Here is an 11,715-nt window from a genome sequence, read left to right on the forward strand (position 1 = left end):
CAACATCAAAAGCCTGATTTGATTTTCTTCAAATCGGGCTTTTTTGTTAAATCAAACTTCCCGTCTCCTAGAGATATTTTCGATCTCACATTTCATTAATTTAACATTCACATTTACAAAAAAATGTGGTGATATTTACGTGCGAAGTTAATTGATACCAAGCAATTTTTATGTTTCCATATGGAACTATATAGGGTGCGATTTTTTATCGTTGTTAGATGTACTGCCATAACTATTCAGATGAGTTTGCCGTTATCTATGCAATGCAACATAGAGCTGCAAGTAATCAAGTAGCCAAGCAATACATTTACAGAGCTATAAATTCTGCATCCCTGTACATCTGAGAGTTTTCCTCTCATGTCACTTTGGAGAGCAAGCATGAAACTAATCGCACGTACTATCATTGCCACGGCATTTATTGCAACGACATCCATTGCCTTTGCCGCTTCAGCGCCCGGTGGAACTATTCATTTTAGCGGCCGCATTGTTGAGTCTCCATGTACTTTCGATACTGCTGCGACAGAACAATCAGCTAATACTATCAATGCCAACTGCCCTCGCCCAGCCGCTTTCGACATATCTTTTAATAACGCGAAAAACGCTGCTGGACCAGCTTTGTCGAATGTCACTCTAACGCAAGGTGGCAAAGCACTTTCAAAAGACCAGATGCAGCGCGTCAACCTGCAATTTTCAGGTCAAAAATCGTTAAACGTTATTGCCAATGGTGAGAAAAACTCTTCCGGGAAAACTGATCCGGTAGTGATGACTGTAACTTATCTCTAACCGTAGGATGGGTGCGTAACGATATCCGTCATTTACAGGAACAAACGCCAACGAGTATCGCTACGCTCGTCCCTCTACTTTATGCAACCGCCGGATCCAAATAAAAAAGCCCGCATTTAAGCGGGCTTTTTTGGACGTTCTACTTTTGCATGCTAGCTAATGCTAGACATCAAATCATTCCCACTCAATCGTCGCAGGTGGCTTCCCAGAAATATCGTACACCACACGATTAATCCCGCGCACTTCGTTGATGATGCGATTCGACACGCGGCCCAACAGTTCGTGCGGCAAATGCGCCCAATGTGCTGTCATGAAGTCCTGCGTTTGTACTGCACGCAATGCAACTACGTATTCATATGTACGACCATCCCCCATCACGCCAACGGATTTGACTGGCAAGAATACGGCGAATGCCTGGCTGGTTTTGTCGTACCATGATCGTGGTTCTTCACCACCATTTTCTTCTATGGTGCTACGCAATTCTTCGATAAAAATCGCATCGGCGCGTCGCAGTAAATCTGCAAATTCTTTTTTCACTTCACCCAAAATACGTACGCCCAAACCTGGGCCTGGGAACGGATGGCGATACACCATGGAATGTGGCAGGCCAAGCGCTACACCGAGCTTGCGAACCTCGTCTTTAAATAATTCGCGTAGAGGTTCCAACAATTTCAGATTCAATGTTTCCGGCAAGCCGCCGACGTTGTGATGGCTCTTAATAGTGTGCGCGCCTTTTTTACCTTTTCCAGCGCTTTCGATCACGTCAGGGTAAATCGTGCCTTGTGCTAACCACTTCGCATTTTTCAGTTTGGCAGATTCAACCTGGAAAACTTCGACGAATTCGCGACCAATAATTTTACGTTTGGCTTCTGGATCGGTGACACCCGCCAGATGCCCCATGAACTGTGCAGTGGCGTCGACGTGAATCACCTTGACGCCGAGGTTTTGGGCAAACATCTCCATCACCATTTTGCCTTCGTCCAGACGCAGCAAACCGTGATCGACAAATACGCAAGTGAGTTTATCGCCAATTGCACGGTGAATTAAGGCTGCCGCAACGCTGCTGTCGACACCGCCGGACAAGCCGAGTATGACCTCATCGTCACCAACTTGCTGACGTATGGATTCGACCGCTTCGGAAATATAATCGGGCATATTCCAATCCGCTTTGCAGCCGCAAATGTCGATGACAAAACGTTTGATCATCGCTTCGCCTTGCACAGTGTGCGTGACTTCCGGGTGAAACTGAACCGCGTAAAATCTGCGTTCTTCATCGGCCATACCCGCGATCGGGCAATTTGGTGTCGACGCCATGAGTTTGAAGCCAGCAGGCATATGCGTCACTTTGTCGCCGTGACTCATCCATACTTTCAGCATCGCATGCGCGTCAGGTGTGATGAAGTCACTGATATCTTTTAGCAGCGCAGTATGGCCACGAGCACGTACTTCGGCATAACCGAATTCACGTACCTTGCCCATTTCAACCTGACCACCGAGTTGTTCCGCCATGGTTTGCATGCCATAACAGATACCAAATACCGGCACGCCCAACTCAAACACAGCTTGCGGGGCACGTGGCGTATCACCATCGGTAACGCTGTTTGGACCGCCCGATAAAATCACTCCGGATGCGCCGTAGTTACGAATGAATTCGTCGCTGACATCATAAGGATAGACTTCAGAAAAGACACCGGCATCGCGTACACGGCGAGCGATTAGCTGGGTCACTTGAGAACCGAAATCGAGGATGAGGATTTTTGAATGTGAGGACATGACAAATGCCTTAGTAAGAGAATCAGAAAAAAACTAATAATGGTTCAAAAAGCGATGCGATAAACGAAAAACGCCACGTTGGTAAACCAGACGTGGCGCAGAATGCTATGCAGTTTCAAAAAATAAAAACTTTATTATTCTGTCCGATAGTTCGGTGCTTCCTTGGTAATCTGCACATCATGCACATGCGATTCGCGCATACCAGCGGAAGTAATTTGGACGAACTCAGCTTTATTCTGCATATCTTCTATCGTCGCGCAGCCACAGTAACCCATGGAAGAACGCATGCCACCAATCATTTGATACAGAATGGTCAATACGCTGCCTTTGTAAGGAACACGACCTTCAATACCTTCTGGTACAAACTTATCAGCTTTGTTAGCAGAGTCCTGGAAATAGCGGTCAGCAGAGCCATCCGACATCGCACCCAGACTACCCATGCCGCGATATGATTTATAGCTGCGGCCCTGGAACAAAATCACTTCGCCCGGCGCTTCTTCTGTACCGGCAAACATACTGCCCATCATGACGGTTGAAGCACCGGCGGCGATCGCTTTGGCGATGTCACCAGAAAAGCGCACACCGCCATCAGCAACCACTGGCACGCCTGTGCCCTTGAGTGCTTCAGCGACGTTAGCAATAGCAGAAATCTGCGGAACGCCGACACCAGCGACTATCCTGGTGGTACAAATCGAACCCGGGCCGATACCGACTTTAACACCGTCAGCACCATGCGCAACCAATGCTAACGCTGCGGCAGCAGTAGCAATATTGCCGCCGATGACATCAACCTGAGGATACTTTTCTTTAACCCATTTGACGCGATCCAGTACGCCTTTGGAATGGCCGTGCGCAGTATCAACCACGATCACGTCCACACCGGCTTTCACCAACAGATCGATGCGTTCTTCGTTATCAACACCGACACCGACTGCAGCACCAACCAGCAGTTTGCCTTGGCTGTCTTTTGAAGCGAGCGGATGGGTAGTCGATTTCTGGATATCCTTGACGGTAATCAAACCACGCAATTCAAATGCATCGTTAACCACCATCACGCGTTCAAGGCGGTGCTTATTCATTAAGCGCTTAGCCTCTTCCAGATTGGCACCATCCTGAACGTAGACCAAACGGTCACGCGGTGTCATTTTGGCACGCACTTCAGCATCCAGTTCTTCTTCAAAGCGCAGATCGCGGTTGGTGATAACACCGACCAGATTCTTACCTTCGACTACCGGAAAGCCGCTGATGCCATGCTGTTCTGACAAGGCAATCACTTCGCGAATTTTCATGGTCGGTGGAATCGTGATCGGATCACGTACCACGCCGGACTCAAAACGCTTGACCTTGGAAACTTCACGCGCTTGTTCTTGCGCGGTCAAATTTTTGTGAATGATACCGATACCGCCCTCTTGCGCCATGGCGATCGCCAAACGCGCCTCTGTCACTGTGTCCATTGCAGCAGACAAAAGTGGAATATTCAACACGATATTGCGCGTCAAATGAGTCTTAAGAGTGGTGTCTTTAGGGAGGATGTCAGAATAAGCTGGAACTAAGAGCACATCATCGAATGTGAGTGCATTTTGAACTAAACGCATAGTTTTTCCTATAGGCGCAAAAGCAAATTATACAGAAATTTGAATAACGCGTCATTGAGTTGCGCAAGGTTTTTGCTGCTTTCACGAAATTTAATGCTTTAATTCGCTTAAAAAATGCCCTTAACTGATTGACATGTTGAGCAAACCATGGAGAATCACTAAACATTGCCTTAAATCACTTTTTTATCCCTTTTAGCAGAGCAAGGACTGAAATGACCGTATTACGCTTGCAACATTTTTTGATCGCCACTTCCCTGCTTTGCATCAGCAGTGCAGCCCTAGCCCAATACGCATGGGTGGACGAAAATGGCCATAAACAATATTCAGATATGCCGCCGCCAACCTCTGCCCATGTCAAAAACGTTCGTACTTTGCAAGGTGATTTTTCCGGCGCAAGCGACGATGACAACAAAGGCGCGAGTAAGGCTACAGATAAAACGACGCCGACATTGGCGGAACAAGATGCGGCTTTTCGCAAACGCCAGGATGAATTAGCAGAAAAAAATAAAAAAGCCGATGCCGATGCAAAGCTAGCCCAAGATAAAGCGCAAAATTGTGCGCATGCACAGGCTTATCAACGGAGTCTCGATTCCGGCATACGACTAGTGCAAACCGATGCAAATGGTCAGCGCAGTTTTCTCGACGACAATCAACGCGCACAGGCATCGCGAGATAACCAGCAGATATTGAGTGAGTGCAAGGGTTAAGTTTAGATCGGTAGCTTAAAACCAATACCGCGCCAGTTTTCAAGATGGCGCGGTATTTTTTCAAATTCATTTTTCTTTTTTCTGCAATTGCTTCTCAAAAGCCACATCCAATTTACTAATCCGCTTGGGCTTTTGTGGCCCATAGGCATTCACAAATTGCACGAAGCCATCCAGGTCCAGCGCATCGCAAAGACGAATCGCCGGTTCATCACCTGCATTTTGTGTGAGATAAAACAATTGATCACCGGTGCGCGCCATCGAATAACGCACACCCTCGCTGCGCGCGTTAAGCCGCTCCACTGCGGTTGCTGCTCTGGTTGATCTGCCGCTGGATGCCATTTGTTTCTCCATATCTTTAATCAAACTACAATGTTCTATCGCTTGCAAAATGCATGCGCTTACCTGTCACCGGATCGTCAAATGCTATTGCACGCGCTAATAATTTCAGTGGCGCCGAATTGTCGTCGCCCTTGCATGGCTTTGCTTCTGGATAAAAAGCATCATTCATGATCGGCATGCCTAATGCCGCCATGTGCACTCTTAATTGATGTTTTTTTCCGGTCAACGGCTGTAAGCAATACAAGCTATTTTCTTCACGTCGTTCAATCACGGAAATCCGTGTTTCAGAGTTCGGCTCGCCGGGTACTTCTTGCATGCGGAAAAAAGGCGTGCCGTCGACCATGCGGCTGCGATACGTCATCGGCAATACCATATCAGGTATGGTCGCCGCTACTGCCTCGTACACTTTCTCCACCACTCTTTGTTGAAACAATGATTGATAAGCACCGCGTGTAGCAATGTCATGAGAAAAGATGACCACGCCGGCAGTTTCACGATCCAGCCTGTGAATTGGCGTCAAATTGATCAATCCGGTTTTCTTTTTCAGGCGTACCAGCAAAGTCTCATGCAAAAACCGCCCGGTTGGAATCACCGGTAAAAAATGGGGTTTATCGGCGACTAACAAACGTTCATCCTGATACAGAATCGTTTCCTCAAAAGGAATAACGGTTTCTGCATCCAGTTCACGATAATAAAATATACAAGTCCCCCGATGATATGGCGTTTCAGGAAGCAACCGGACGCCATACTGATCCACTACTTCGCCTTTTTCCATACGTGCAATCCAGGTATCACTGGAAATTGCCGGGAAACGCTGCGTTAAAAACGCCAACAAGTCTGGCCATTCTCCCACCGGCAGCCACAGATAACTTGGCGCGACTCCATCCACAACCGGCAATGGCGTTAACGATGATTTTTGCGACGTCACGATTGCGGTTGCAACACTAGCTGCCAATAACCGACATCAATCCATTTGCCGAATTTTTTTCCGACTTCTCGAAAATGAGCAACTTTTTCAAAACCACACTTCTCGTGCAACGCAACACTGCCAGCATTAGGCAGCGCAACGCCACCGATCACGGTATGAATTGGCAAGCGCAGTTTTTTTAACTCTTCGATCAAAGCACGATACAACAATGACCCAAAACCTTTTCCACCAACGTCGTGCGCCAGGTAGACGGAGCTTTCAACCGCATGCTGATACGCTGCGCGCACGCGCCATTTGCTGGCGTAGGCATAGCCGACAATCCGTTCATCCTGAACGCACACCAACCACGAATATGTTGCAGTGACTTCAGTTATCCGCTGCGCCATTTCCTGTGTCGACACAACGTCCGATTCAAAACTAATGGAAGTATTTAATACGTAGTGATTATAAATATGGCAAATGGCTTCAGCATCGGCGATAGATGCGGGGCGAATGATAGTTTGCATGGGATAGTTTGCTGCAGGGACGTTAAAGGTGAACGATCAGGCGATCCATTTTGACAGTGCTGTAAAAGCACCGAGGGCACATACAACAATAGTACCGAGTTTTATCGTTAAGCGAAGCTCCAATTTCTCGAACTTGGAATCCATATCGAATCGTAGTACGTCAATATCTTTACGCACATCTTTTCGCAGATCATCGACATCACGTTTCGTAGCAACATCCACCGCCTCATGTGAATCACGGACGGCATCGGAAAAAGCTTCGGCTTGTGACGCAGGAACACCTGCGGCTTCCAGCGTCTTAACAAACTTCAAAGTATCAAATGTGACGGCTGCCATATGTAAATCTCCAATGCTTTTGATTTTATCATGGTGTATGACAATATCTGAGCATGAATATTTTAACAACGGATGCCCATCAGCGATGACTTAAATCACATACAAATCCACATATTCATGCACCGCCATCGCTTCCAACTTCTTCTGATCTAAAGATACTTCCAGAATTTTTTGCTGTTGTTTACTGGGGAACTGACGCGCCAAATTGATTTTGAATTTCGCTTCCAATAGCGGGATGCCTTCTTTACGGCGACGCGCATGACCGATCGGATATTCAACCGCGACTTCTTTGAGTTTTTTGCCGTCGTTGAACTCAACCGTCAACGCATTGGCGATTGAACGTTTTTTAGGATCGTGATAATCCTTGCTGAACGCGACATCCTCAACACAGACGATTTTGTCGCGCAGCACATCAATGCGTTTATCTGCTGCGATGTTGTCTTCATAATCAGACGCAGTCAGCCGGCCAAAAATCAATGGCACGGCAACCATATATTGTATGCAGTGATCACGGTCAGCTGGATTATTCAACGGCCCTTTTTTATCAATGATGCGAATACAAGCTTCATGGGTACGGATCGTGATTTTCTTGATGTCATCAACCGATTTACCGGCTTTAGCCAATTGCTGATGCACGGTCATCGTCGCTTCTACCGCAGTTTGCGCATGAAATTCTGCAGGGAAGGAAATTTTAAATAAGACATTTTCCATCACGTAGGATTCGTACTTACGTTGGAATTTAAATGGCTGACCTTTGAATAAGACGTCATAAAAACCCCAGCTCTTTGCCGTCAATACAGATGGATAACCCATCTCGCCGGTCTTCGCCATCAACGCTAAACGCACTGCGCGTGATGTTGCGTCACCGGCTGCCCATGATTTGCGTGAGCCGGTATTCGGGGTATGTCGATAAGTGCGCAATGCCTGCCCATCGACCCATGCCAAAGACACGGCGTTGAGTATTTCTTCACGCGTCAATCCCATCATCTCTGCAACCACCGCAGTGGATGCCACTTTGACCAGCACGACATGATCCAGCCCGACTTTGTTGAACGAATTCTCAAGCGCGATACACCCTTGAATTTCATGTGCCTTGATCATGCCGGTCAAGACAGTTTTCATCGTCAGAGGCCTCTTACCGCCGGCCACTGCATTGCGCGACAACCAATCGGCAGTCGCCAAAATGCCACCCAGATTATCGGAAGGATGACCCCACTCTGCTGCCAGCCAGGTATCGTTAAAATCCAACCAACGTATCATTATCCCGATGTTAAAGGCGGCTTGAATCGGATCTAATTGAAATTGGGTGCCGGGCACTTTGGCCCCATTCGGCACCACTGTCCCCGGTACAATCGGGCCCATTAATTTTTTGCACGCAGGATATTCCAACGCTTCCAGACCACAACCCAAGGTGTCGATCAAACAATTACGCGCCGTATCGTAAGCAACCGTGGAAACGATTTTGTATTTAGTGACGTAATCGACGATATCGACTAGCACTTTGTCGAATTTTGGACGGACGTTGGAGATATGTGCAGACATCTTTTCCCTTATTGATTTGATGAGGGACTAATGAAACTCCTGATAAAAACAAAATAAAATGGGGCAGATTTTTTGCGCCTTCACCTGTGATGCATAGGGAGGGCTGGCTCTTGAGCCGCCTACCCCGCACAATTATATTTAACCGGCGTTACAGCCATTCGCCAGTTGAGAGCTTTGTTTGGTATTAAGCAGCATCGACTTGGCGGGAATCTGTATCCATACCAAACCACTTTGCGCATTTTCCAAACGCACAGCACCGGTTGAGGTAACCACCGGCGTCATCACATAAGCACGGCCTAGCCAGATTAATTGCACAGCGCCCCGATCATCTTGTTGAATCTCTACACGACTGCCTGACTCACAAGAATATTTCCCTGCGTGTAGCGACGGTGATGGTATTCCAGGGATAACAGCCGCCAATGCCGGACGCGTTTCAGTTAATGGCACACTGGATCCACAAGCACTCAACAATAAAGTCGCGGTCATTACGGAAAAAATCGGGAATTTTGCGAACATTTTTTTCACCTGGAAATGAGTTGTTGAGGAAGTTATTACTGACTGGCGGAGTGTAGATTAAATCCCGATCAGGGTTTATTTTCGCCTACCAATTAAAACAAATTTTAAATCTTCTGGGCCAACATAGTTAGTCGATCAGCAAATAATTTTGCTATCAATTCGTTGTTCTATCGTATGCACCACCCAACCTGAAGTGCAAGCGATGACAAAAAAAGGCGCAAACATCGCAATTAGCACGTCGAGCTAAAAGCGCCCGCTACATTATTTGTGAGCTGTCACTGCCCTGGTAATGTGCGTGAATTACCTAATCTGATGGAGCGTTAGACACTACATTTGGCTGCAAAGCATTTGCAAGCGCGAGCGCTTGTATTTGTATTCGTATTTGTGATCAATTTAGCACCGGAATTAGCCGCCGAAACAACGATAAAAACTACTTTCACAACATCACCAAAAAGCGCATTATTAACGGTACCAAAAGCAATACCTGAAGTAACGCCAACGGTCGAAGAAGTGCTTGCGCGTTTCAATGGTAATCGAACCACCTTGTGGCGGAAACTGAAGTGAAGTAGCGCCTAAATTCCGTTTAGATTAGGCGCATCGACGAGAGCAGTACAGGCCAGGGAACTCGAACTGCGCAGCAGTTCGCCTGCGAAACAGGTTGTGCATGCAGGCACGACCGCGTCCAGCAAGGACGACAAATAGATGCAACAACATCTAAACGGTTTTTGGGCACTACTTAAGCCAAGGAGACCATCATGTTAGCCAGACAAAGACTTTATTTCATGTTACCGGATGTCCGCAGCGCACGTGGAATGCTGGATGAATTGTTATTAGCGCGGATAGAAATCAGTCATATGCGCTTCTGGGCGAAAGATGGCGACTTGCCCGACGATATGCCGGACGCCAGTTTCTGGCACAAAACCGACCTGACTCATGGTGCGCAAAACGGCATGATTATCGGCGGACTACTCGGTTTCCTAGGGGGCATCTGGCTAGTATTTTTTCCACCCGCCTGGATACATCTGAATATATTAACAATATTGATCACCACCGCCGTCGGCCTGGTATTGGGTGGCTGGATGTCCGGCATGGCAGCTGCAGCCTTACCGAATTCGCGACTGGCGAATTTTCAAGGGGATATTGAAAATGGCAAAGTCTTATTGATAGTCGATGTGCCTTATCAACGCGTCAATGAAATCGAAGCCATGATAGAAAAGCGTCATCCTGAAGCAAAATTTGGTGGCGTCGAATCACATATTCCAGTATTTCCTTAATACTGCGATAGCCGATAACTACCTTTGCCCGCAAGGGCACGACATCTCGTGCCCTTGCGGCGGTTTTAAGGATATATAAATTACACACGAAACTCACGTGGACAACCCATTATGCGGCTGGTTTTAAATATGCCTCCGCCAAATGCACCCAATAACTAGAACCAATAGACAGTAGTTCATCATTAAAATCATAACTACCATTATGCAAATGGCATGGCCCTAGCCCATGACCTTTTGTACGATGATCACCTGATCCATTACCAAGGATGACATAGCAACCTGGTTTATGCTGCAACATGAAAGCAAAATCCTCTGATCCTAGCGTCGGTTCAAAGGCCACATTCACATTGTCCTCGTCGGACATGGCACGCATCACCTCGATCGCAAACGCCGTTTCTTTTTCATGATTCACCAGTGGTGGATAATTACGATGAAATGTGAATTCGATGGCAGCACCAAATGCGGCTGCGGTATGTAACGCGATTTCACGCATACGATGCTCGATTAAATCGGTCGTTTCCATTGAAAAGGTGCGAACGGTACCAATTAATTTCGCTTCATCAGGGATGACATTGATTGCGGTGCCTGCGTGAATTTGGGTAATCGACAATACGGCAGGATCTATGGGATTCCGATTGCGGGTAATGACGGTTTGCCAGCTTTGCGCAATCTGCACCGCGATCATCACGGGATCAATGCTATTTTGCGGTTGTGCCGCGTGTGAACCCTTCCCGATAATCGTCAATTCAAACTCATTACTGGATGCCATCATCGCACCAGACTTGACGGCAAAAGCACCTGTAGCAACACCGGGAAAGTTATGCATGCCAAATACTGCGTCCATCGGACATTTTTCAAATAGTCCATCTTCTATCATTCGTTTGGCACCGGCGCCACCTTCTTCTGCCGGCTGGAAAATCAAATAGACCGTGCCATCAAAATGACGTTGCTTTGACAAATATTTGGCGGCACCTAACAGCATCGCAGTGTGGCCATCGTGCCCACATCCATGCATCTTTCCTGCATACGTAGAAGCATGTGCAAAAGTATTTAATTCTGCCATCGGCAATGCATCCATATCGGCACGCAGGCCGATAGAGCGTGAACTACTTCCGTGTTGAATCATGCCGACGACACCCGTCTTACCCAAACCACGGACAAAAGGAATATCCCACTCTGTCAGCTTGCTCACGACGAGATCGGCGGTTCTGTCTTCTTCGTAACAGAGCTCTGGATGTGCGTGAATGTCACGTCGGATAGCTTGAATTTCAGCATGGGATTGAACAATAGCGTCGATCAATTTCATGTTGCGTCTCCTCATATTATCTATATAAATATTTATTTCATGTGCGACAACTATCTCGCAGAAGTAGGATAGCTACATTTTTTTGCCGCCCTGCTTCTGTTCAATTGCGC

The 11,715-nt window shown here is 47.2% G+C and carries 12 protein-coding genes; 3 read left to right on the forward strand and 9 right to left on the reverse strand.

The window, feature by feature from the left end; genetic code table 11:
- The first annotated feature begins 378 nt into the window (after positions 1 to 378).
- The gene (locus GEV47_RS12840) at positions 379 to 783 is read left to right on the forward strand and encodes a type 1 fimbrial protein (protein WP_153235163.1); all 405 of its coding nucleotides are present in this window, start codon (positions 379 to 381) and stop codon (positions 781 to 783) included.
- A gap of 174 nt (positions 784 to 957) precedes the next feature.
- Here the strand turns inward: GEV47_RS12840 and guaA are convergent, their stop codons facing one another.
- The gene (guaA, locus tag GEV47_RS12845) at positions 958 to 2,556 is read right to left on the reverse strand and encodes a glutamine-hydrolyzing GMP synthase (protein WP_153235164.1); all 1,599 of its coding nucleotides are present in this window, start codon (positions 2,554 to 2,556) and stop codon (positions 958 to 960) included.
- A 134-nt stretch (positions 2,557 to 2,690) separates the two neighbouring features.
- Positions 2,691 to 4,151, reverse strand: coding sequence for an IMP dehydrogenase (guaB, locus tag GEV47_RS12850; RefSeq protein ID WP_153235165.1), 1,461 nt, complete (start codon positions 4,149 to 4,151; stop codon positions 2,691 to 2,693).
- 212 nt (positions 4,152 to 4,363) lie between these two features.
- Between guaB and GEV47_RS12855 the strand changes: the two genes are divergently transcribed.
- On the forward strand, positions 4,364 to 4,858 hold the full coding sequence (locus tag GEV47_RS12855; protein WP_153235166.1) for a DUF4124 domain-containing protein: 495 nt from the start codon (positions 4,364 to 4,366) through the stop codon (positions 4,856 to 4,858).
- Positions 4,859 to 4,924: 66 nt separating this feature from the next.
- Here GEV47_RS12855 and GEV47_RS12860 read toward each other — a convergent pair whose 3' ends face one another.
- The 6 genes from GEV47_RS12860 to GEV47_RS12885 form a co-directional block, all read right to left on the reverse strand.
- Positions 4,925 to 5,197, reverse strand: coding sequence for a hypothetical protein (locus GEV47_RS12860; RefSeq protein WP_153235167.1), 273 nt, complete (start codon positions 5,195 to 5,197; stop codon positions 4,925 to 4,927).
- 25 nt (positions 5,198 to 5,222) lie between these two features.
- Positions 5,223 to 6,125, reverse strand: a complete 903-nt coding sequence (locus GEV47_RS12865; protein ID WP_322741641.1) for a pseudouridine synthase — start codon at positions 6,123 to 6,125, stop codon at positions 5,223 to 5,225.
- Positions 6,122 to 6,631, reverse strand: coding sequence for an arsinothricin resistance N-acetyltransferase ArsN1 family B (locus GEV47_RS12870; protein WP_153235168.1), 510 nt, complete (start codon positions 6,629 to 6,631; stop codon positions 6,122 to 6,124). Before GEV47_RS12870 ends, GEV47_RS12865 begins: the two co-directional genes overlap by 4 nt.
- Before the next feature lie 36 nt (positions 6,632 to 6,667).
- Positions 6,668 to 6,967, reverse strand: coding sequence for a CCDC90 family protein (locus tag GEV47_RS12875; protein ID WP_153235169.1), 300 nt, complete (start codon positions 6,965 to 6,967; stop codon positions 6,668 to 6,670).
- A 90-nt stretch (positions 6,968 to 7,057) separates the two neighbouring features.
- On the reverse strand, positions 7,058 to 8,509 hold the full coding sequence (locus GEV47_RS12880) for a bifunctional 2-methylcitrate dehydratase/aconitate hydratase (protein WP_153235170.1): 1,452 nt from the start codon (positions 8,507 to 8,509) through the stop codon (positions 7,058 to 7,060).
- A gap of 138 nt (positions 8,510 to 8,647) precedes the next feature.
- Positions 8,648 to 9,025 carry an MliC family protein gene (locus tag GEV47_RS12885; RefSeq protein WP_153235171.1) on the reverse strand — a complete coding sequence of 126 codons (378 nt, stop codon included), beginning with the start codon at positions 9,023 to 9,025 and terminating at the stop codon, positions 8,648 to 8,650.
- A gap of 755 nt (positions 9,026 to 9,780) precedes the next feature.
- On the opposite strand from GEV47_RS12885, the gene GEV47_RS12890 reads away from it, so the two are divergent.
- On the forward strand, positions 9,781 to 10,299 hold the full coding sequence (locus GEV47_RS12890) for a DUF1269 domain-containing protein (protein WP_153235172.1): 519 nt from the start codon (positions 9,781 to 9,783) through the stop codon (positions 10,297 to 10,299).
- A 109-nt stretch (positions 10,300 to 10,408) separates the two neighbouring features.
- Here GEV47_RS12890 and GEV47_RS12895 read toward each other — a convergent pair whose 3' ends face one another.
- A complete protein-coding gene (locus GEV47_RS12895; protein ID WP_153235173.1) occupies positions 10,409 to 11,605 on the reverse strand; it encodes a M20 aminoacylase family protein in 1,197 nt (398 codons plus the stop codon).
- Positions 11,606 to 11,715 lie beyond the last annotated feature (110 nt).

The sequence above is a fragment of the Glaciimonas soli genome, assembly GCF_009497155.1.
Taxonomy (GTDB): Bacteria; Pseudomonadota; Gammaproteobacteria; order Burkholderiales; family Burkholderiaceae_D; genus Glaciimonas; species Glaciimonas soli.

Excerpts from the sequence above, each read along its gene's own strand:
- GEV47_RS12840 (WP_153235163.1), top strand. The coding sequence starts at position 379 with ATGAAACTAATCGCACGTACTATCATTGCCACGGCATTTATTGCAACG.
- guaA (WP_153235164.1), bottom strand. The coding sequence starts at position 2,556 with ATGTCCTCACATTCAAAAATCCTCATCCTCGATTTCGGTTCTCAAGTG.
- guaB (WP_153235165.1), bottom strand. The coding sequence starts at position 4,151 with ATGCGTTTAGTTCAAAATGCACTCACATTCGATGATGTGCTCTTAGTT.
- GEV47_RS12855 (WP_153235166.1), top strand. The coding sequence starts at position 4,364 with ATGACCGTATTACGCTTGCAACATTTTTTGATCGCCACTTCCCTGCTT.
- GEV47_RS12860 (WP_153235167.1), bottom strand. The coding sequence starts at position 5,197 with ATGGCATCCAGCGGCAGATCAACCAGAGCAGCAACCGCAGTGGAGCGG.
- GEV47_RS12870 (WP_153235168.1), bottom strand. The coding sequence starts at position 6,631 with ATGCAAACTATCATTCGCCCCGCATCTATCGCCGATGCTGAAGCCATT.
- GEV47_RS12875 (WP_153235169.1), bottom strand. The coding sequence starts at position 6,967 with ATGGCAGCCGTCACATTTGATACTTTGAAGTTTGTTAAGACGCTGGAA.
- GEV47_RS12880 (WP_153235170.1), bottom strand. The coding sequence starts at position 8,509 with ATGTCTGCACATATCTCCAACGTCCGTCCAAAATTCGACAAAGTGCTA.
- GEV47_RS12885 (WP_153235171.1), bottom strand. The coding sequence starts at position 9,025 with ATGTTCGCAAAATTCCCGATTTTTTCCGTAATGACCGCGACTTTATTG.
- GEV47_RS12890 (WP_153235172.1), top strand. The coding sequence starts at position 9,781 with ATGTTAGCCAGACAAAGACTTTATTTCATGTTACCGGATGTCCGCAGC.
- GEV47_RS12895 (WP_153235173.1), bottom strand. The coding sequence starts at position 11,605 with ATGAAATTGATCGACGCTATTGTTCAATCCCATGCTGAAATTCAAGCT.